Here is a 22,104-nt window from a genome sequence, read left to right on the forward strand (position 1 = left end):
AATGTTTTCCATCTGCCTAACAAGCAGGCGGTTTTTATTTAGCATCAAGCCGACAGGCTGGCCACCAACTGCTGCACCGCCGGCACGGCCAATACCGCCAACACCAGCAGAATCGCTTTTTCAAAGCCCTTGAGTTTCAGACGGCCATGATGTTTGTATTGCGAATAAAGATACAGCAACACAGAAAACAACAAATATTCCGTGCCCGCCGCATACACAATCCACAGCGCGTACATGGTGGCAATCAGGCCGATAAGTTTGATGCCGATGCTTAAATTCTGTGTGAAGGCAAGTTTGAGCAAAAACGCGCCGATGAGAAAATACGGAATCAGAATCATCGAGGTGGAAATCAGCAGCAGCGTTTCATAGCTGTTGCCGGTCTGCCAAACCAAAAACAGACACAGTTGCACCGTCAGCGTGGTAAACAATAGCGAGCCGTGCGCCACGCTGTTTTGGTTGAGCTTCACAAACGATGGCGGGAAGGCGCCGTTTTTCGCACCCGAGTGCGGAATTTCGGTAGCATACAGCGTCCAACTCAAATACGACGACAACACCGACACAATCAAACACACGCTAATCAACACTTTGCCCCATTGGCCGACCATGTGCGCCAACACACCCGCCATCGACGGATTGGCCATCTCGGCAATTTCGGCACGCGGCAAAATACCCTGCGCCAACACGGTAATCGCTACATACATCGCCAGCACCAACACCACACCCAACACGGTCGCTTTGCCGACATCGGCACGGCTTCTGGCGTGTTTCGACAACACCGCCGCACCTTCAATACCGGTAAACACCCACAGCGTAATCAGCATGGTGTTTTTCACTTGGCTCATGATGCCGGCATCGGGATTTTCCGGCGTGGCCAAACTCGCACCTGTCCAATCGGCCATAAACACATCACTTTTGAAGAAATAAGCCGCCAAACCGATAAACAAAATCAGCGGAAACACTTTTACAAACGTTGCCACCAAGTTCACGCCTGCCGCTTCTTTAATGCCGCGCGCCACCAGCCAATAAATCAACCATGCCACCGCCGATTCGCCGAGAAACGCCCAAAAGGTATTGCCCTTGCCGAATAATACGAAATCGGGCATATCGGTGAACGTGCCGACCGCTTCAAAGGCCACCACCAAATAGCCGACGATGCCGACCGTGGTGCACAACCAATACCCCCAAGCCGAGAAGAAACCGACCATGTCGCCGAAGCCTTCGCGTGCATAAGTGTAAATGCCGCCGTCAAGATCGGGGCGTAAGCGTGCCAACACCGCAAACGAAATGCCCAAGAAAATAATCCCGACACCGGTAATCAGCCAGCCGATAAGCAAGGCTTTTGATCCGGCCACCGAGGCCATGTTTTGCGGCAGGCTAAAAATGCCCGAGCCAATCATGGAGCTGATCACCAACGCCGTAAGCGCGGCCAGCCCGATTGTGGATTTGGAAGACATTAATCTCTTTCTGAATTTTTTGTGGGGGGCGGCAATTTTAACCGATTTACACAAAACCTGCTTAAAAAGGCCGTCTGAAACATACCCTTAGCGCAGAAATTGTATTCAGACGGCCACTAATGTAAACAGGCTTTTCAAATACTTAACCTTCGCCAAGCTTGGCAATGGCACGGAAAACCGATATGTTAAGAACACAACTCACTCATTAAGAAAGACCGACCATGAACTTAAACAGCTTATTGAATTTGGTTTTGAACAGCGTTCAGAAAAACAACACACCTGCCGCAGGTGCCAACAACGGCGGTTTGCTCGGTTCATTGGGCGGCAGCGCCGTAGCGGCCAGCTTGGTGTCGATGTTGTTGAAAAAGAAAAACACCGGTTCGCTGGCAAAAGTCGGCTCATTGGCCGCGCTGGGCATGCTGGCTTACCAAGCCTATCAAGGTTGGCAGAAAAACAACCCGACCAAGCCTGCGCCCTTAAAAAGCGATTTCGAGCCGAATGAAAGCAAAGCCGAAGAACAAAGCCGCGTGTTATTGCGCACCATGATTGCCGCCGCCGCTTCAGACGGCCTGATCGATGAAAACGAGAAACAGCTCATCAGCAACGAGAGCGGCGACGATCCGGCTACTTTGCGTTGGTTGGCTGCCGAATATGCCAATCCGGCCAGCATTGCCGATATCGCCCAAGCCGTCGGCAACGACCGCGCTTTGGCTTCGGGTGCCTACCTTGCCGCCCGCGTGGTGTGTGATGATATGTCACGCAAAGAAATCGTGTTCCTCGCCCAATTGGCCGAAGCGCTGAATCTGGACGAAGAATTGGTAGAAAAACTGGAGCAGCAATTAGGTTTGTAATCCACTGATTGCTACTGATTACACATGATAAAGGCCGTCTGAAAAATCATTTTTCAGACGGCCTGAGACCTTTGCAAAACCCCTCTTAAATCCCATGTAAAGTAACTATAGTTACCAAGCGGCATAATACTTCCCAAACACCCTAAAATCCTCTAAATTCCCTTTAAGCCGAATTTAGAGGATTTTCTTCATGAGCAGCTTCTTCAAACAAACCGTCGAAACTATCGTTGGTAAAGACCCTGACCGCTTTCCCTTGCTCAAAATTCAGCTCATTATCGACTGGCAGCCCATTGCCGATTATCTCGAACAACAAAAAGGCCGCTATACCCGTCATCACGGCGGCCGCCCCGCCTATTCATTATTGTCCATGTTTAAAGCCGTCTTACTCGGCCAATGGCACAGCCTGTCCGATCCCGAACTCGAACACAGTCTCATTACCCGTATCGACTTTTATCTCTTCTGCGGTTTTGACGAACTCAACACTCCCGACCACAGCACACTGTGCCGTTACCGCAACTGGCTGGCACAAAACAATCTACTTGCCGAATTACTGGATTTGATTAACCGTCAATTAACTGACAAAGGCTTAAAAATCCAACATGCCAAAGCAGCCGTTATTGACGCCACCATAATCCAAACAGCCGGCGGCAAACAGCGACGGGCGATTGAAACTGATGAAAACGGTGTGGTTTCAGAAAACACCCCCAGCAAAGACCAAGATGCCCGCTGGGTGAAGAAGGACGGTAAGTTCAAACTCGGCTATAAACAGCATACCCGTACCGATCATGAAGGCTATATCGAGAAACTGCACATCAGTCCGGCCAACGAACACGAATGCAATCACTTTGAACCGTTGCTGCAAGATATTGCCGAAGGCACCAAGGTTTATGCTGACAAAGGATATGACAGTAAAGCCAATCGAGCCTTACTGCAACAAAAAGGACTTTCAGACGGCATTATGCGTAAGGCGCACCGGGGTCATCCGTTAACTGAAGAAGATAAAGCAAGAAATAAGCAATTGTCGAAAACGCGTTATGTGGTGGAACAGAGCTTTGGTACGCTACACCGTAAATTCCGCTACCACCGTGCGGCTTATTTCGGCTTATTGAAAGTGACTGCGCAAAGTCATTTGAAAGCGATTTGTATCAACCTGCTGAAAGCTGCCAACAGGCTTCGTGTGTCTGCTGCCGCGTGAAAAGGGGGAAATGTGCCCGAGAATAGGGAATTTTAGGTAATGATTGGGGATTTTATGTTGAAAAAAAGCTTACTTAGGGCGTGTCCCTAATTTGAATAAGCCCAAAAGAGCCCTATTTTAACCCTATATTCCAACGAAATATAGGCAAACACAAACAATGGCGAGAACCGCAATAACTGACAACATATGGGAACAATTACAAACAACCATGAAAGCGCACGGCTGTCATCAATGGAAGAACGACCGTACCGTGATGGAAGCCATACTATGGAAGCTAAGAACAGGTGCACCATGGCGAGACATACCTATTGAGCTAGGGTCATGGAAAACCGCTTATAACCGCTTTAACCGATGGTCTAAAAAAGGCTTGTGGCAGAATTTTTTTTTGATCTACGAAAAGAAATTGACAAAGAATGGGTATTCATCGACGGAAGTTATGTACGGTGTCATCAACATGCAAGTGGAGCTCGGCGTGGTTTCGATAGAGCAATTGGACAAAGCCGTGGCGGAAACACGACAAAAATACACCTATGTGTGGACTCGCATGGAAATCCGCTCGATTTTAAAGTCACTGGGGGTAACGTGCACGACAGTCAAGTTGCAAACGACTTGATAGAAGTCATACAAGAAGCCCAGTATTTTATCGCTGACAAAGGGTATGACTCGCAAGAAATCAGAGATAAAGCGATAGAACACGGTATGAAAGCTATTATACCAAAGCGTAAAAATGCCAAGAAACCTAACCCTGATTTTGATAGCTACCTTTATAAATTACGCCACTTAGTCGAGAATGCATTTGCACGATTAAAGCAGTTTCGTAGTATTGCTACTCGCTATGAGAAATTAGCTCGTAATTTTAAATCGATGCTTTACTTGGCTTGCTCTATTATTCATGCTAAGTTAAATTGAGGACACGCCCTAGTAACCTAGGTAAGCTTTTTTGATGGTAGGTAGGGTTTTGCAAAGGTCTCGGCCTTTTGCTATTGGCTGACAAGACGAAATCGTCAAAAACTTGGGTATGATTGTAACATCCACATCGATACACTGCTTATCGGCGGTCGAGCCTCCGGCTATCCATCATATATATCTATTGCTTATCAGCCGGTCATTTAAACATCATTCATCTTTTATTTTAGTGTTTTCAATCTACACTTTTTTAAGCTAAGGAATTATTCGGAGGCAGGAGAATTGACTGCTCTTTTAGGTCTGTCCAGAAAGCGAAAAGATGATTCAGTTCAAACGTCGGTAGATTTTTTCGGCGATTTTAATCCCAGCAAAACACAGCGCAAACGCCAAGATAATTTGCACGATACCGGGCAGGGGCAAGCGGCGCAGCAACAGAAAATAAAGCCCCCAGCCGATAAGGTTGCCGATAATATTAATCACAAGAGTAGGGCGCATATTAATCCGTTTTGAGTATCCATATGTTCAGACGGCCTCACCTAAAATGAGGCCGTCTGAAACGCGATTTATAATTGTTCGGCTAATACCTGAATATGTTCAGGGCCGATGCCGCAGCAGCCGCCGACAATACCTGCGCCTACCGCCACCCATTCTTGCGCCCAGCGCAAATAGTTCGGCGGCGTGGTGTCTTGGCGGATTTCGTCCAAGCCGTTATTGGCGGCATTCATCTCGTCTTCCACCGGTTCGAAGGCGTTGGCATAAACACCTATTTTCAATGATTTACCTTGTTTTTCTAATGCTAATTTAGCGCATGCCACTGCCGCCAGCATCACCTCTGGACGGCTGCAATTAAACAGTAAAGCCTCTGCCCCCAAAGTGGCTACGGCTTGCGCCGCCTCTGCCACCGACTCACCCGAACGCAACACCGGTGCATCGTGTTCGTGCGTGTCTTCCAAGGTGAACGACACCCAAAACGGTTTGCCGTCATCCGGCAGACAGCTGCGCCAAAATTCGGCTTCGGCAATGCTGCTTTGTGTTTCTGCCAGCCAAATATCGTTATAGTTTTTTAAGCCGTTGATTAATGGTTTGGCCAACTCAGGCGCGGCCGAAGCGTCGAACAAATCAGGTCGGTATGAGCCAAACAATGGCGGCAGTGAAGCAGCCACTTTCACGTCTTTGCCGCTTTGGTCGACGGCTTCTCGGGCAAGTTGACCGGCGGTGGCGGCCAAGCTTTCGGCTTCTTGGGCAAAGCGTTGCTCGCCAATGTGAAACGGCACCACCGCATAGCTGTTGGCGGTAATCACTTCGGCACCGGCGCGGATATAGTCGACATGGGTATCACGCACGATATCAGGTGCTTCGGTCAGGACCAGTGCCGACCATTCGGGTTGGCGGAACGGTGCGCCACGGCGGTGCAGCTCGCGCCCCATCCCGCCATCTAAAATAATGGGTTTCATGTTTGTCTTTCTGATAAGCGGTTTCATCATAAAGGCCGTCTGAAAAGCTAAAAATGACTTTTCAGACGGCCTGCTTTTTAAGGTTGTTTTTCTTGTTCTATAGTTGCTTCCGCTTCTTTATCTGCCTTTTTAAACCAGCGGTCAAAGCGGATGGTGTATTTCAATTCACCGCCTGATGATTCGCTGCCGACACGGGCAATCGCTTGAATAGAGCGGGTCAGTTGGTAAATCAGCTTGACTGACTGCTCGGCGCTGGTTAAACCGTATTCATAACCAAGATACAGCTCTTGCGACAATTGTTTGCCCACGGTCAGCACCTGTTCGGCCGGATTGAGTTCGCCGGTTTGGGCGTTGCGGCTGCGTTTGCTGGTCATGCCGAAATCGTCCACCAAACCTAAGCGGTCGTTGAGCTGCCCTGCCAACAAAGCACCGGCGGCGGCGGACAATACCGCCTCATCGCCATCGCTGCCGCTGCTGGCACGGTTCAGAATCAGCCACGAAAGTTTGTCTTTTTCGCTCATGACTTCATCGGCCACTAAGGTAATGCGCGGATCGCTCAAATTACCCAGCACTTCCACGCCCGCGCCCACCGGCGACAAGCGGCACTCGGCACGGATATTCAGATTCGGGTCGCCCAAGGGGCCAACGAAAGAAATCGTGCCTTTGGTAATGTCCAAATCCTGACCGTAAGCTTTGTAGCGGCCTTTGACTACCTTCACCGTTCCGATGCCCTGCACCTTTTCACCCGGTCGGGCAGTCAGCTTCAATGTGCCACCCAAGGTCACGTTCAAGCCTTCACCGACAAAGCGCACGCTGTCGTTCAAGTCCAAATCTAAATCCATGAAAATCGGCGTGGTCGCGGCTTGCTCTTTCGGCGGCTCGCCCAATACCACCACATCGTCATCCAAAGTCGGCATGGATGATTCTTGGAAACCGAATTGGCCGAAGTCGGCTTTCAATCCGCCCACCAAAGACACACCGCGCTGCACGTTATACAGCACTTTGGCCCTGCCGCTTAACGCCAAACGGCGGTTCGAGCGGGAAAGTGTGCGGTATTTGTCGAACACGATATCGACATCAACATCGGGATTCACGTCTTCCAATTCGACGCGGCCTTTCAGCTCGACCGTGCCGCCACGATAAAATTTCAAGCTGTCGATGATCCAATGGCGGCCTTGCAGACGCGAGCGCAATACGCCGTTGTCCAAAATCAAACCTTGCGCCTGATTGCGGTAATACAGATTGTCGCCGTTGAGTGTGCCGTTAAACAGCGGATCGCCGACGCTGCCACCCAAATTCACCGCGCCAATCAGACGGCCTTTGATGGTTTGGCCGACCGGAATGAAATTGCGGAACACTTCTAAATTGGCAACATTCAGGTTAATGCGGCCACTCAAAGGCGAAGTATCCAAGCTGTTGCCCTGACCAATGTTGATGATGCCGTCGCCGTTGCCGTAATTGGTGTTGAGCTTTAGATTAGACGCGATGCTCGGTGTGGCCACGCGCCCACCCAACACGGCGGTGCCGACGAAGCTGCCGCTTAAGCTTTGTGCCGATGGCGGCAAGAGCGGGCGTAAGGCGGTTAAATCGGAAATATTGGCGTTCACGCGACCGGTGAGCGGCGCATTGGCCAAATTGCCGCCAAATTGTTGGTTGATGCCAACATCGGCATCCACGCGGCCGAATCGGCTGTGGCCGTCGAGCCGCGCATCAATGCGGTTGTTTTGGAAACGGGTGCGCAAAGACAAAGTGCTCAAGCCCAAAGGCTGGTTGTTTTGCGGCAGAATCACATCGCCACCCTGACGCATGATATTCAGGTAGCCGCGCGCATTTTCGCTATACGACATATCCCAATCGCCGCCCAACACCAGATTATGGCTCACCGGCGGCTGATAGAAATTATGCAACTCGGCCATGTGCAGGTTTTGCGCACTGCCTTTGGTGGTGATGCCGGTACGTTTATCCCACACGAAACTTTGCAGATTCAACACGCCACTCATCGCCGCCCATCGCGCCGGACTCATCGCCACACGTTCGGCGCCGGCTTCCAAATTCATGCGGTTTTGCAGCTTAAGGTTAAACGCGCCGCTGATGTCGAGCGCATTCACCACACCTTTCCATTGGTCGAGGTCTTGATTCAGGCCGCCGTTGGCATCAAGGTCGAGCTTGTAGGGCTTGCTGTCCAAAACCATATTACCGGTGCCGCGGATACGGTGGTTGAGACCGGTACCGTTCATACTCAGGTTGATGGCATCAATCACAGTCGGCGTTTTGCCTGCAAACACAATCCGGTCGCCCACGATTTCTGCTGTCACCGGCTTGGTCACATCAGGCGAGCCTTTGAGTTTGAAATCCAAATCGCGCACATTGAGCAAATCGCCCACACGCAGGGCGCGCGCTTCGCCGGATAAATCGGTTTCCAGCGTTTTGATGCCGTCTGAAAGATCGCCGCCCAAATAGCCTTTGGCATTGAGCAAACCGCTCAAACCAAAACCGAAGCGCGATAAATCGGGGGCGCTGATATTCAGATTCAGGCGGTCGCCTTTTTTGCCGAAGCTGCCGCTGGTATTGATAACATTGGTGCCGAGCTTAAGGTCGGTCAGCGCACGCGGCAGGTGTTGGTCTTCATACAAAATATCGGCCTTACCGCTCAATGACACACCATTAAGCATACTCGGGCCAAACTGCATTTTGCCGCCGAATTTCTGCTTGCCCAATTCGCCTGTCAGCGCGATATTGCCGTTGATATTGCCTACCGGAAGCTGCTTATCCATCTTGCTCGGATTGAAATTTTTACTCACAATATCGAGCTTAAGCAGTTGATTTTTAAAGAGCTGAAGCTCGCCTCCGGCTGTGATTTCTCCGCCGTCCTGTGGCGTTAATTTCACATCTGAAAGCTTGAGCGTACGCTGGCCTTGCAGCTTGTCGGTGAGGATGGAAAGCAGGCCGGTGGTGCGGGCAAAACCGCTGTCGAGCGACCAATCAATGTTCGGCGATGCGGTCTCGCCTTTGACGTTGATATTGCCGTTCAGACGGCCTGCAATGTTTTGTTGCACCGCATCGGCGGCAGCGACATTTTCCACACCGATGGCCAAATCCAATTGCTGCTTGACGGTATCGATGCTGCCCGCTGCTTTCAGACGGCCTTGTTGCAGCAGTTCAAATTCCGCTTCATTGATTTTGACCATGCCTTGTTCGTCAACAGTAAATTCTGCCAAGGCGGCGCGCGCGGGAATACCATTATTATCAGCAAAATCGGCTTGCGTATTGCCCAAGTCCAGCGCACCATCTAAGGCAATACCGTCGGTAAACGATGGCACAAGAATGGCATCAAAGGTCAGGTTGGCTTTGGGCAGCGATGGGATAAACGCCACCGGATTGATGTTGATGCCCTTCACATGCACTTCGCCGACAATATCATTCAGCTGCTTGGCAAAGGGATGCAAGATGGAATTGGCGTGCAAATGTACATTTTCACCATCAAGCAGGATTTGCATATTCACGTCTTGCAGGCTGCCCCAAAAGCGGGTGGTACCGTGGATGGTTTCGCCTTCCAGTTCGCCTTTGGTGTAAATCGCGGTATTGAGTGAAAACGGGCTTTGCAAACCCAACACCACCGCGCCGGCCGATTCGCTCCACGGCGTTTTGGCTTCGGCCAAATTTAAGCGATGCTCTTTGCGGTCGTAATGATAGGCGGCTTTGAGTTTTTCGACGTAGATTGTCTGCTCATCGAAGCTTTTGCCGACAGAGATTTTGCCGGTTTCGGCATGATCGACGAACACGGTCACCGGCAAATCAATGCTATCAGGCAGGCCGTCTGAAGGTTTGTCTTCTTTTGGCGGGGTCGGCTTGGTGACAATGGCGATGTCACCGGCAATTAATTCTTTGATGTGCAGGCTCGGGCGGGTCAATTCAGACGGCACCCATTGCAGCGTGAGCTTGCTGATTTTGATGTCGGCACCTTTGGTTTCAATCAGCCATTCATCACCGCGCACACCGTCAATCAAGGTGCCTTGTAAGGTTTTGGAGCTGATGTTCACGCCGAACCATGACGGGATTTTATAGAGACCGAAGCGCAAGCCGGATTCGGTGCTGGCCACCCACCCCACCAAACCGAGCAGACACACCAACGCACACAACACCAGCCACGCCAGCACGCGCAGCCAGCGGCGTTTGCGCTTAGGCGGCGTTTCAGACGGCCTGTTATCAGTTGGCGGCGTGTCCACCGCAGCGGTAGGTGCTTGTTCTGTGGTCATGGTTACGATAAAAGAAAATAAAGTTTATTTTTCAGACGGCATTTAAAATCATTCAATAGGCCGTCTGAACATCATATGGTGTTTTGCCGCAGGGTAGGGCGCTTTCAGATGGCATCAAAGGCCGTCTGAAACATTAAAAACGCGTACCTAAGCTGATGTGCCAGCGCAGTTTTTTGTCTTGATGGCCGTAAGCCACGTCGAACGAAAATGGCGCCACCGGGCTAAACCAGCGCACACCCAAACCGGTGCCGTGTTTCATGGTCATTTTTTTGAAGTTTGGTGCTGCATCGCCGACATCGTGGAACAAGGCGGCAGAAAAACTTTTGGTCACCGGATATTGATATTCAAAGCTGCCGACCAATAAAGCGCGTTCCGGCAATACCGAATCATTCGGGCCGGCCAACCCGAGGCTGTCGAGCTCATAACCACGAATCGATGAGGCGCCACCGGTACGGAATAATAAGCTCGACGGCACTTCTTCGCCTTCATTGGCATACACATAGCCGGTTTGGCCGCGCACGATGAAGGTACCGATTTTTTTGTTTTCCGGCGTAAAGAAATAGCCGGCTCGGGCATGGGCGCGCGCCATCATGGTGGACGACAACACTTTGCCTAAAGTGGCGCCGATTTTGCCATCGAGATAGTAGCCGTTTTCAGGGCGAAGCGTGGTCTCGATGTCTTGGCGCTTCCATGAGGCAGTGAGCATGGTGGCATGGCTGCGGCCCAAATCGTAATCGGTATCGGGGACTTTGCGCTCTTCAATAATAAATTCCAAACCGACACGGGCATCGATATTATTGCGGTCGCGCACATACCATACACCGCTGGTGAGGGCGTGTTTTTCTAAATTTTGTGTGGTGGAGCGGTTGTAGGCCAGATTGGTGGTCCAGTATTTGCCGTTGCTTTTACGCGGCTGGCTGATACCGGCAGCCAAGGTGGTTTCGTATTTGTCCATGTCCCACACCACCGAGCCGATGTAGCCGCGGTTGAACAAATTGTAGTAATCGTAAGCGATGCGGCCGCCCAAACCGTATTCCGAATCGTAACGGATACCGGTTTCCAATTTATGCAGCTTCACTTCGCTCACATTAACCTTCACCGGCACACGGTCTTGGTTCAGATTGTCAAAATCGGCCTGCACCGAAGCGCCGGAATAATGGCCGTTTTGCTCCAAAGCCTGCTGAAAATCGAGCAGTTTATCCAAGTCGTAAGGATCACCCGGTTCAAAACGCGCCATGCCGGAGACGACGGTCACCGGATAGCGTTTGGTACCGGTAATTTGGAAATCACCGAAATAAATCGGCCGGTTGCTCTCCACCATCACTTCCAAGTCGGCCATGTTGCGATTGGGATCAATAGTCGCCTGTGAATTAGCGATTTTAGCCAACGGGTATTTTTTACGTGTGACCGCTGCGAGCACAGACGTTTTGCTGCTGCTCCAGCGGTCTTGGTCGAAATTGTCGCCCACCGGCTGCTGCCAGTTTTGCATGGCGTTTTTGTAATAATCACCGACATCGCCTTCAGACAACACATCACCAATAATCGCCACGCTAACATTATCGATTTTAGTGCGTGGGCCCGGAATAATGTTGACCACATAACCATCGGTGGCGCGATCGTCACGAATACTGGTTTGGCTGTTGAAATAGCCTTTGGTGCGCAACATGGTTGTCACGTTTTGCGGCGCCTCTTCCGCCAAAAAACCGACTTGCTCTTTATCCAGCTCTTCCTGTTGTTGCTGGGTAATCAGCGGCAAATGGGTTTCCACCATTTCTTTGACTTCGCTGTTGTCAGTTTCAACTTTAACCGGATATTTTGGGTCAAGTTTGACCGTTTCCGTGCTCATGCCCGGCGGCGGCGTGCGTTCCGATTCGGGCACAGGCTCGTAATCATCGGCCTGAGGCACAAACGCATCGGCCGCAAATGCCTGCGCACAGGCCAGCGACAGCGTGGTAAAGAGAATCGGCGGAGTCAGCTTGTTCATATTGCCAAAGAGTACGGGAATTCGGAGGTTTCTGATTCTAACACTATTTATGCCTTCTTTTAACAGCCGAATCCTGCGCTTACATTGCTTTAGGCCGTCTGAAAATCGGAAAATGTTTATTGGGGGCAAAAGTCGTCAACAATTTTTCACCCATACTACATATTATGCAATTTACCAAAAAAATTTAATATTAAAATTAATATATTATTGATTGTAAATTCTTATATTTATAAAAATATAAGAATTTTATGCTAAATTATCTGATTTATGATCAAAATCTTCACCGAAGGTAAAGTTTTATTTTAGAATGTAATTTATTCTTAACATACTTTTAACACAAGGATGAATGATGTCCAGTGAAAACCCTCTTCTCAACGCAGTCAACAGCGTCAGCCTGGTGAAACAAATCGCCATCGGCTTGGTGATCGGTATTGTTGTCGGCTGGATTGCACCTAATGCAGGCCTGGCTGTCGGCTTACTCGGCAGCCTGTTTGTCGGCGCATTGAAAGCCGTGGCACCGGTTTTGGTGTTTATCTTGGTGGTCGCAGCCATTTCCCAACACCGCAGAGGCAACGAAGCCTACATCAAACCGATTATCGGCTTGTATATCGTCGGCACATTCGCCTCTGCTTTGGTTGCGGTATTGGCCAGTATGATGTTCCCAACCCATATCGTTTTATCCAGCGCCAGCGATATTTCCACTACCCCGCCATCCGGCATTGTCGAAGTGTTGAAAACCTTATTGATGAACTTGGTTGCCAATCCGGTGAACGCCATCGCCAATGCCAACTACATCGGCATTTTGGCTTGGGGTTTGGTATTGGGCTTTGCCATCCGCAATCACGGTTCGGACACCACCCGTCAAGTCGTGGCTGATTTGGCTGATGCGATTTCTACCGTGGTGAAATGGGTGATTAAATTCGCACCTTTGGGTATTTTCGGTTTGGTGGCTTCGACCGTGGCCGAAACCGGCTTCGGCGCTTTGGCCAGCTATGCCCAACTGCTCGCCGTATTGCTCGGCTGTATGCTGTTTATCGCATTGGTGGTGAACCCGCTGATTGTGTGGTGGAAAATCCGTCGCAATCCGTATCCGTTGGTGCTGACCTGCCTGCGTGAAAGCGGTGTGACCGCCTTCTTCACCCGCTCTTCTGCCGCCAATATTCCGGTGAACATGGCCTTGGCGAAGAAACTCGGTTTGCACGAAGACACCTACTCCATCTCGATTCCATTGGGTGCCACCATCAACATGAGCGGCGCGGCAATTACCATTACCGTATTGTCACTGGCAGCAGCGCACACTTTGGGCATTCAGGTTGACTTCTTCACCGCGCTGCTGTTGAGCTTGGTAGCCACGGCCGGTGCTTGCGGCGCTTCCGGTGTAGCCGGCGGCTCGTTGCTGCTGATTCCGATGGCGTGTGCCTTGTTCGGCATTTCCAACGATGTGGCCATGCAAGTGGTGGCTGTGGGCTTCATCATCGGCGTGTTGCAAGACTCAGCCGAAACCGCGCTGAACTCGTCCACCGACGTATTGTTTACCGCCGCAGCGGATATGAGCCGCAACCGCGAATAAACATAGTTGATGTACATAAAAGGCCGTCTGAAAAATCTGCTGTTGATTTTCAGACGGCCTTGATTCATTCTGTGCATACAGGTCAAACGATAAGCCGGGTTCTGTCGTTGGACAGTCATTCCTCTAGTCGCACCATTGCTGATGCGCTCCAGCAACCTACCCGAACGCTCGGCGAGTCGCGTCAATGCGTTCTGTTTGGTCTTGCTCCGAATGGGGTTTAGCCTGCTGCGGACTGTTACCAGCCGCACGGTGCGCTCTTACCGCACCTTTTCACCCTTACCTGTGCCTTCCCGCCAGCCTTTTGCACCCTGCTTGCCTTGCCATACTCATGGCTGCGGCATTTCATTTTGCAATGATACAAAAGGCTGGCGAGAATCATGGCCATCGGCGGTTCTGCTCTCTGTTCCACTTTCCGTCGTGTTACCACGCCCGGCCGTTAGCCGGCATTCTGCTCTTTGGAGCCCGGACTTTCCTCCCCGTAAGCCTTACGCGTTACGCGGCGACTGTCTGTCTGGCCTGTATGCGGAAGCGATTATAACACAAGGCCGTCTGAAACTTAGGGTTAGCAGTTTCAGACGGCCTCGTTTCACATCAAAGCAGCAAACTCAATGCTTACGCGCCGTCACAAATTCCGCCAATTGGCGCAAGTGGGCAGCTTTGTCACCAAACGGCTGCAGCAAGGCCACAGCTTCGGCAACCAGTTTTTCAGCGTAGGCGCGCGCTTCGGTCAAGCCCATCAGTTTGACATAAGTCGGCTTGTCGTTATCGGCATCTTTACCGGCGGTTTTGCCGAGCGTAGCGGTGTCGGCTTCGCAGTCGAGCACATCGTCAATCACTTGGAAAGCCAAGCCCAGTTTGGTGGCGTATTGGTCGAGTCGGACGATGCATTCGTCGCTCAAATCGGGGCAGGCCAGCGCACCCAATACCACGGCGGCACGAATCAGCGCGCCGGTTTTCAGGCCATGCATTTCTTCTAGTTCGGCTTGGTTCATCGCCTTACCGATATTGGCCAAGTCAATCGCCTGACCGCCGGCCATCCCTAAGCTGCCGCTGGCTTTGGCGAGCGTCGCCAACATGGCCAACTGGCGCGCGGCAGGCAATTCGGTGGCGCGGCTCAACACATCAAATGCTTGTGTTTGCAGCGCATCGCCAACCAACAGCGCGGTGGCTTCGTCGTATTGCACATGGCAGGTCGGTTTGCCGCGGCGCAGACTGTCGTTGTCCATCGGCGGCATATCGTCGTGAACCAAGGAATAAACGTGCACCATCTCAATCGCGGCCATGGCTTGTTCGACCGCGACATTGTCAGCCTCGCCCAATTCGGAGGCGGCCAACACCAACAGCGGGCGCAACCGCTTACCGCCGCCGAGCGTGACATAACGCATGGCTTCGTGCAGCTTGGCCGGTTTGGTGTGTTCAGACGGCAAGAAACGCTCCAGCAGCAATTCGGTTTGCGCTTGGGCTTTTTGCTGCCATGCTTTTAAATCATTCGCTTGGGTCAAGGTTGAGCTCCTTCAGTTCGCCGGCATCCAAAACCTGCAATTTTTGTTCGACTTCGGCCAATTTTTCTTGGCAATATTGCACCAATTCGTTGCCTTCCTGATAGGCAGCAAGCGCGTCTTCCAGCGGCATATCGCTGCTCTGCATGGCTTGGGTTAAGGTTTCCAAGCGTTTCAGGGCTTCTTCAAAGGATTTTGGGGCGGCTTTTTTCATGGGTATCGGGTAGGAAAAATCAAAGGCTTATTGTAGCATTTTTAAACGTGAAAAGGCCGTCTGAAAGCATGGTTTTCAGACGGCCTTTGTTTTCAGAACAAGCTTACCGCAGCAACTCATCCGTCACGCGCTGTAAAAACTCCACGCGCTCGACTTTCACTTCTCCGGCTTCGGCGGCGGCTTTCACGGCGCAACTGGGTTCGGCGCGGTGGGTGCAGTTGTGGAAACGGCATTGGCCGGCCAAATGGCGCAAATCGGGGAAATAGTGCAGCAAATCAGTCGCTTCCAAATGATGCAAACCGAATTCCTGCAAGCCGGGCGAATCGATGAGCTGGGTTTCCTCATTTAAATCATACAATTGCGCGTGTGTGGTGGTGTGTTTGCCGGAATCGAGCGCGGTGGAAATATCGCCGGTGCGCGCGGCTTGGTTGCCCAACAACGCATTAGTGAGCGTCGATTTGCCCATGCCGCTTTGCCCCAAAAAGATATTGGTGTGGCCTTGCAAAATCGGCTTTAAGGTTTCCGCCCCTTCCAACGCGCGCGTTTCCAGCACGCGGTAGCCCAAGGTCTCGTAAAAGGCGAGTTTGTCGCGCCATTGGGCGGTTTCGGGCAAATCAGCCTTGTTCAACACAATCACTGCTTCAATCTCCGCCGCTTCCGCCGCCAATAAAGCGCGTTGCAACAGGGCTTCGCTCGGGCTGGGCACGGCAGCGGTAACAATCAACAATTGGCTGACATTGGCGGCAATCAGCTTGGTTTTCCACGCATCTTGGCGGTAAAGCAGGCTTTGGCGCGGCAGAAAATCTTCAATCACCACTTGCTCGGCATTAATCGGGCTGATTTCGACTTGGTCGCCACAGGCAAAATCGACGCGCTTTTTGCGTGTGGTGGCATCAAAGGTTTGCCCGTCGGGCGTGCGCACAATGTAACGGCGGCCGTAGCTGGTGATGATTTGGGCGGTGTGGCTCATGTATGGTTTTGCTTGGAAAAAAGCTTATTTTACAGGAATATGCGGCAGGCCGTCTGAAAACTTGGCGTTCAGACGGCCTGATGATTTGAGGTGATTTAGGGTTTAACGTTTTAAGTTCCGTAAATAAAAGTAATCAAACAAACTTTGTCAGCATTGTGAAAAAGAAATGTATTTATCTTTTATTTTCAATTAATTAAAACCAAAAATAATTGTTTTAAAGCAAATGACAGTGCTAAGCGTTTGATAATGTAAGGGGCTTAGGAAGCAAAAATATTAAATTGGGTTATTTCGAAGCATCTTCATTAATATTTTACCTAAATCTTCATGCCGGTGGTTAAACCTAAACTCCGTTTCTTTGAGATGCAGATAAAACATCTCTTTGGAAATACCATGAAATTTAGCCAAACGCCCCTTAGCATAACTCCAAAAAGATTCAATACCATTGATATGTTGCTTTCCTCGAGCAAACTCATTGGAACCATGATGGACACGGTAATGCTTCTCATAGCCCATATCGACAAGACCGTCATATGCTTTCCAGCCGTCAGTATTGATTTCACTGTCAGCAGATATGTGACCACGTATGACCTTGATTAGTGAGGCTTTCGAAGCGTCGGGAACGATTTCCGTATAGACCACGCCATTGCGTTTCAGTATGCCAAATACGATGGTTTTACCTGACGCTCCGCGACCGCGCTTACCCCTGATACGTCGCGCACCAAAGTAAGATTCATCTAATTCGACCACACCGGACAGTGGTGAGCTTTGTTCGCACAGAGCAGCAATCCTGTGTCTGATTTTCAGGAAAATAGGATTGATACTGCGTACACTAATGCCGGTCATTTTAGCAGTATCGGAAGCGGTCAAATCAAGAGCAAAACAGCGGATTATTTCTCTAAACTTTTGCTCTGAAATTTTGCTGAACTTTTGATACTTATTTTTTAGTTTCATATTAGGAGCTTATCAGGTTTTTTGATGATTTTGCTTCCTAAGCCCCAATGTAATTGTGTGTAATTGCGGCTTACCGTGTCGAATGTTAACTTAAAGCCATCAGGTCGATACCGACACACCGCTTTTCAACTTCGGCCTAATCACTTGATGTTGAATAAATAAATTTTGTTCACATCAGCCCTACGCAGTTTGCCGGGCACTTTGCCGGAAACGTCTCCCCCCCATCCGACCGAAAGGATCATGCGATGAATCTGAATACCATTAAAACCATCCAATCCAAGCAATCTTACCCGAGCGTGACCATTACGCTGCCGACTTACCGCACCTCGCCCGACAATGAAAAAGACATTATCCGTTTGAAAAACTTGGTATCGGAAGCGGTAACACGTTTGCAAGAAGAATTCGGCAAACGTGAAACAGCGCACATCGTTGATGAAATCAACCGCTTGGCCGAATCGGTGGATAACCAATACAACCTCGACGGCTTGGTGATTTTTGCCAGCGCAGAATATGCCGAATTGTTCCGCTTGCCTTTCCGTGTGCCGGAGCGCGTGACCATTGCCGATAACTTCCTGACCCGCGATTTGGTGTTTGCCATGAACCGCAGCCCGCTGTATTTGTTAAATGTTTTGAGCGAACACAGCACACGCTTGTTTGTCGGCCGCAAAGAGCATTTGAATGAAGTACATGATTTCGGATTCCCGTTCAGCGTGGAAAATGAAGTTGCCGAAGCCAACCCGAGCCAAGACATCAGCCATGTGCGCGATCAAATCGTCACCGATAAAATGCGCGAAGTCGGCCAAGCTTTGTTGGAAGCTAGAAAGCAATTGTCTGCCCCGATTGTGGTGGTGGGCGTTGACCGCAACATCGGCCACTTTAACGACGGCGCAGGCATCAGCGAAGACGTGATGCTGTCTATCCACAGCGGCCACAACAGCGACAACCCGCACGAACTGGGCAAAGCCCTTTGGCCGGAAATCAAAGAAGCATTAACAGCCGAACGTGGCAAAGTGTTCGACGAATTGAACAATGCTAAGGGCAACAAACTGTTTGTCGGCGGCCTGAACGAAGTATGGCAGGCGGTGACAGACGGCCGTGCTGAATTGCTGGTGGTGGAAGAAGATTTGCACATTCCGGCTCAAGTCAGCGAAGACGGTCGCAAGCTTACTGAAATCAACATCGAAGATGCCAAAGGCGAACATGCTTATGAAGACATTGTCGATGAAATGATTGAAAAAGTATTGGCAGCTGGTGGCCGTGTGCGCTTTGTCGATAGTGAAGCCTTAGGCGAACATGCCGACCGTGGTTTGGCCGTGGTGACGCGATACTAACTTCAATCATGATTGATTAAAAAGGCCGTCTGAAAACTTGGTTTTCAGACGGCCTTGATGATGTTTCAAACTTAAATACGGTTTGCCAATTCTTCCGCTTTACCCACATACAGCGCAGGGGTCAAAGCCAGCAATTGCGCTTTGGCATCGGCAGGAATCTCCAGCGATTCGACAAACACTTTCAACACTTCCGGCGTGATGCCATCTTTGCCACGGGTCAGGTCTTTCAGTTTTTCATACGGATTGGCGACACCATAGCGGCGCATCACGGTTTGAATCGGTTCGGCCAAGAGTTCCCAAGTGGCATCCAAATCAGCGGCCAAGGCAACCGGATTGACTTCGAGTTTATTCAAGCCGCGCAAATGGGCAACCAAACCCAATACGGTATAGCCCACGCCCACGCCCATGTTGCGCAACACGGTGCTGTCGGTCAGGTCGCGCTGCCAGCGGGAAACCGGCAGTTTTTCCGACAAAAAGCCCAACACGGCGTTGGCCATGCCGAGGTTGCCTTCGGAATTTTCAAAGTCAATCGGGTTGACTTTGTGCGGCATGGTCGAGCTGCCCACTTCGCCGGCTTTGACTTTTTGCTTGAAGTAGCCCAGGGAAATATAGCCCCATACGTCGCGGTTGAAATCGATCAAAATGGTGTTCACGCGGCTGATGGCTTGGAAAAATTCGGCCATGTAGTCGTGCGGTTCGATTTGGATGGTGTATGGGTTGAAGGTCAGGCCGAGGCTGATTTCAACGAAATGACGGCAATGGGTTTCCCAATCCACATCGGGGTAAGCGACCATATGGGCGTTGTAGTTGCCGACTGCGCCGTTGATTTTGCCCAAAAATTCCTGCGCTTGCAGATGCTTGGCTTGGCGTTGCAGACGGTACACCACGTTGGCGATTTCTTTGCCGACAGTGGTCGGGGTAGCCGGTTGGCCGTGGGTGCGGCTCATCATCGGTACAGATGCCAATTCGTGCGCCATTTCGGTGAGCTTGGCGATGATTTCGTCCAATTTCGGCAGCAACACGGCTTCGCGCGCTTCTTGCAGCATCAGAGCGTGTGACAGGTTGTTGATGTCTTCGCTGGTGCAGGCAAAGTGGATAAACTCGCTCGCCGCCGCCACTTCTGGCACACCGGAAAAACGCTCTTTCAGCCAGTATTCGATGGCTTTCACGTCGTGGTTGGTGGTGGCTTCGATGGCTTTAACCGCCGCCGCATCATCAAGCGAGAAACCGGCAATCACTTTGTCGATTTCAGCAATAGTAAAGTCGCTGAACGCAGCCACTTCGCTGATTTTCGGTTCGGCAGCCAAGGCTTTGAGCCATTCCAGCTCGACTTTGACACGGGCTTTCATCAGACCGTATTCAGAAAAAATCGGGCGCAGGGCTTCAACGGATTTGGCATAGCGGCCGTCTAACGGGGAAAGGGCGGCAATCGGGTTAATCATGATGGTTTCCTATGGGAACGGTGGATTTCGGATCAGGAAGAGCGGCAGCTTTAAACGCGATGAGGTCGGGTTCAGACGGCTGCCGACGAAATTGGTGAGAATTATACGCGAATTTTGCGTAAAAATCCTGATAATAGGGTAACTTAATGTGTTTGCTGCGGTTGATTTGACTGTGGTTTTGAAATCGATAAAGGTCGTCTGAACATTCAGACGGCCTGAGATTTTGGTTAATCATGATCCAACACCAGCGCCTTTACCCATGCCAACACTTCGCGAATGCGTTTGCGCCACATCACCGCCGCCGAATCACCGCAATTGCGTCCAGCGAAGGTTTGCAGATTTTTTTCCGGCCATTGGTGTCGTGCCAGCCACAAGCCACGTGGTAAATGGAAGCCGTCGCTGACGATAATGATGTCGTGATGATCTTTGAGAAGCAAGGTGCTGAATTTGATGTTTTGATAGGTGGTTTCGGATTGGTTTTCCAGCCACACGTTTTCAGACGGCACGCCAAGCTTCACCGCCATCTCGAGCATGGCTTCGGCTTGGTTGCTGCCATCGGCATCGGTGCCGCCACTCATCAGCAGATAATCGACTTTGCCCGCCCGATACAGCCACACACCCGCTTCGACACGGCTGCGCAAACACGGATTAGGCTTACCGCGACGGTGGACGATATTGCCCAACACCAGCGCCACATCGGCTTTGTGCGGCGGATGCTGCTCGGATTGGCGCACGGCATGTTGTTCGCTGCGGTACACGGCGTAGAGCGCGGCAAAGAAGATCAGGCCGGCCAAAATCAGCAAATAAACAATCATTTTTAAGGTTTTCATGAAGAGGCCGTCTGAAACGTTTCAGACGGCCTACCTTTACATTATTAAGCCTTACACACCCTGTTTCAAACTGGCTTCGATAAAGCCGTCTAAATCGCCGTCCAATACGGCTTTGGTATTGCCGACTTCGTAGCCGGTGCGCAAGTCTTTAATGCGTGACGAATCCAGCACATACGATCGGATTTGGCTGCCCCAACCCACATCGGATTTGCCTTCTTCCAAGGCTTGTTTTTCTTCGTTGCGTTTGCGCATTTCCAAGTCATACAACTTGGCTTTCAACATATCCATCGCCGCGGCTTTGTTGGCATGTTGCGAACGGTCGTTTTGGCATTGCACCACGATGCCGGTCGGCTCGTGGGTAATGCGCACGGCGGAGTCGGTTTTGTTGATGTGCTGACCGCCGGCGCCGGACGCGCGGTAGGTGTCGATGCGCAAATCGGCTGGGTTGATTTCTACTTCGATGCTGTCGTCGATTTCAGGATAGACAAACACCGATGAAAACGAGGTGTGGCGTTTGTTGTTCGAGTCAAACGGCGAGTAGCGCACCAAGCGGTGCACGCCGGTTTCGGTGCGCAACAGGCCGTAGGCGTATTCGCCTTCCAAGCGGATGGTAGCGCGGTTGATGCCGGCGATTTCGCCCTCGTCTTCTTCCAAGATTTCCACTTTGAAGCCGCGGCGTTCGGCAAAACGCGAATACATGCGCAGCAACATGCCCGCCCAGTCTTCTGCTTCGGTACCGCCCGCACCGGCGGTGATGTCGATAAAGCAGTTATTCGGGTCGGCCGGCTGGTTAAACATCCGCTTGAATTCGAGGTCGGCCATTTGTTTTTCCAAACCGACCACGTCTTCCTGCACGGCGGCAAAACCTTCTTCGTCGTTTTCTTCAACCGCCATTTCAATCAGCATGCGGTTGTCGTCGATGCCGGTGGCGATGTTGTCCAGCGTCAACACGATGCCTTCGAGAATTTTGCGCTCTTTGCCGATTTCTTGAGCTTTTTTCGGGTCGTTCCACAATTCGGGATCTTCCGACAAACCGATTACTTCTTCCAAGCGGTCTTTTTTGCCTTGGTAATCCATATACACGCGGATGTCGGCGCTGCGCTGTTCCAAATCGTCTAAGGTGTTGTTCAACTGATTAATAACTTCAGCTTCCATGATTTTCTTGTGCTTTCAAAATTTTAGGGGCGTATTGTACTG

17 protein-coding genes and 1 other RNA gene are annotated in these 22,104 nt (G+C 50.9%); 5 read left to right on the top strand and 13 right to left on the bottom strand.

The window, feature by feature from the left end:
* Positions 1-44 precede the first annotated feature (44 nt).
* Positions 45-1,454, bottom strand: a complete 1,410-nt coding sequence (locus GJV52_RS05075) for a basic amino acid/polyamine antiporter (RefSeq protein WP_100562874.1) — start codon at positions 1,452-1,454, stop codon at positions 45-47.
* A gap of 221 nt (positions 1,455-1,675) precedes the next feature.
* Between GJV52_RS05075 and GJV52_RS05080 the strand changes: the two genes are divergently transcribed.
* From GJV52_RS05080 to GJV52_RS05090, 3 genes are all read left to right on the top strand, one after another.
* Positions 1,676-2,305 carry a tellurite resistance TerB family protein gene (locus GJV52_RS05080; protein ID WP_100562876.1) on the top strand — a complete coding sequence of 210 codons (630 nt, stop codon included), beginning with the start codon at positions 1,676-1,678 and terminating at the stop codon, positions 2,303-2,305.
* A gap of 190 nt (positions 2,306-2,495) precedes the next feature.
* Entirely contained in the window at positions 2,496-3,500 is a 1,005-nt protein-coding gene (locus GJV52_RS05085; RefSeq protein WP_195690065.1) for an IS5 family transposase, read from the top strand.
* Between the two features lie 157 nt (positions 3,501-3,657).
* A protein-coding gene (locus GJV52_RS05090) for an IS5-like element IS1301 family transposase (protein ID WP_096121706.1) occupies positions 3,658-4,409 on the top strand; the annotation gives its coding sequence in 2 pieces (ribosomal slippage) (positions 3,658-3,877 and positions 3,877-4,409; 753 coding nt in all).
* 321 nt (positions 4,410-4,730) lie between these two features.
* Here GJV52_RS05090 and GJV52_RS05095 read toward each other — a convergent pair.
* The 4 genes from GJV52_RS05095 to GJV52_RS05110 form a co-directional block, all read right to left on the bottom strand.
* Positions 4,731-4,901 carry a hypothetical protein gene (locus GJV52_RS05095; protein ID WP_154143231.1) on the bottom strand — a complete coding sequence of 57 codons (171 nt, stop codon included), beginning with the start codon at positions 4,899-4,901 and terminating at the stop codon, positions 4,731-4,733.
* Positions 4,902-4,969: 68 nt separating this feature from the next.
* Positions 4,970-5,860 (bottom strand): homocysteine S-methyltransferase family protein, encoded by an 891-nt coding sequence (locus GJV52_RS05100; RefSeq protein WP_100564419.1) that lies wholly within the window; start codon positions 5,858-5,860, stop codon positions 4,970-4,972.
* 77 nt (positions 5,861-5,937) lie between these two features.
* Entirely contained in the window at positions 5,938-10,116 is a 4,179-nt protein-coding gene (locus tag GJV52_RS05105; protein ID WP_100564421.1) for a translocation/assembly module TamB domain-containing protein, read from the bottom strand.
* A gap of 133 nt (positions 10,117-10,249) precedes the next feature.
* On the bottom strand, positions 10,250-12,100 hold the full coding sequence (locus GJV52_RS05110; RefSeq protein ID WP_095503525.1) for an autotransporter assembly complex protein TamA: 1,851 nt from the start codon (positions 12,098-12,100) through the stop codon (positions 10,250-10,252).
* 349 nt (positions 12,101-12,449) lie between these two features.
* On the opposite strand from GJV52_RS05110, the gene sstT reads away from it, so the two are divergent.
* A complete protein-coding gene (gene sstT / locus GJV52_RS05115; protein WP_095503526.1) occupies positions 12,450-13,670 on the top strand; it encodes a serine/threonine transporter SstT in 1,221 nt (406 codons plus the stop codon).
* A 74-nt stretch (positions 13,671-13,744) separates the two neighbouring features.
* Here sstT and rnpB read toward each other — a convergent pair.
* The 5 genes from rnpB to GJV52_RS05140 all read right to left on the bottom strand — a co-directional run bounded on the left by rnpB (position 13,745) and on the right by GJV52_RS05140 (position 17,304).
* Positions 13,745-14,189: RNase P RNA component class A (gene rnpB / locus GJV52_RS05120), an RNA gene on the bottom strand.
* Positions 14,190-14,275: 86 nt separating this feature from the next.
* Positions 14,276-15,172 (bottom strand): polyprenyl synthetase family protein, encoded by an 897-nt coding sequence (locus GJV52_RS05125; RefSeq protein ID WP_100564423.1) that lies wholly within the window; start codon positions 15,170-15,172, stop codon positions 14,276-14,278.
* Entirely contained in the window at positions 15,156-15,383 is a 228-nt protein-coding gene (locus GJV52_RS05130) for an exodeoxyribonuclease VII small subunit (protein ID WP_095503528.1), read from the bottom strand. The genes GJV52_RS05125 and GJV52_RS05130 overlap by 17 nt, the downstream gene beginning before the upstream one ends.
* A 103-nt stretch (positions 15,384-15,486) precedes the next feature.
* Positions 15,487-16,353, bottom strand: coding sequence for a ribosome small subunit-dependent GTPase A (gene rsgA, locus GJV52_RS05135; protein WP_095502839.1), 867 nt, complete (start codon positions 16,351-16,353; stop codon positions 15,487-15,489).
* Positions 16,354-16,626: 273 nt separating this feature from the next.
* Complete coding sequence (locus tag GJV52_RS05140) at positions 16,627-17,304, bottom strand: IS1595-like element ISNme3 family transposase (RefSeq protein ID WP_095503842.1); 678 nt, start codon at positions 17,302-17,304, stop codon at positions 16,627-16,629.
* Between the two features lie 245 nt (positions 17,305-17,549).
* Here GJV52_RS05140 and GJV52_RS05145 point away from each other — a divergent pair, with 245 nt between their 5' ends.
* Positions 17,550-18,635 carry an AOC03_06830 family ribosome hibernation factor gene (locus GJV52_RS05145; RefSeq protein WP_100563688.1) on the top strand — a complete coding sequence of 362 codons (1,086 nt, stop codon included), beginning with the start codon at positions 17,550-17,552 and terminating at the stop codon, positions 18,633-18,635.
* A gap of 71 nt (positions 18,636-18,706) precedes the next feature.
* Here the strand turns inward: GJV52_RS05145 and purB are convergent, their stop codons facing one another.
* The 3 genes from purB to prfB all read right to left on the bottom strand — a co-directional run bounded on the left by purB (position 18,707) and on the right by prfB (position 22,062).
* Positions 18,707-20,077: an adenylosuccinate lyase gene (gene purB, locus GJV52_RS05150; protein ID WP_095502837.1), complete on the bottom strand. Its 1,371-nt coding sequence runs from the start codon at positions 20,075-20,077 to the stop codon at positions 18,707-18,709.
* Positions 20,078-20,304: 227 nt separating this feature from the next.
* Positions 20,305-20,907, bottom strand: coding sequence for a YdcF family protein (locus GJV52_RS05155; RefSeq protein WP_229439489.1), 603 nt, complete (start codon positions 20,905-20,907; stop codon positions 20,305-20,307).
* Between the two features lie 51 nt (positions 20,908-20,958).
* The gene (gene prfB / locus GJV52_RS05160) at positions 20,959-22,062 is read right to left on the bottom strand and encodes a peptide chain release factor 2 (protein ID WP_100563690.1); all 1,104 of its coding nucleotides are present in this window, start codon (positions 22,060-22,062) and stop codon (positions 20,959-20,961) included.
* Positions 22,063-22,104: the final 42 nt, after the last annotated feature.

Source organism: Neisseria brasiliensis (genome assembly GCF_009671065.1).
Classification (GTDB): domain Bacteria; phylum Pseudomonadota; class Gammaproteobacteria; order Burkholderiales; family Neisseriaceae; genus Neisseria; species Neisseria brasiliensis.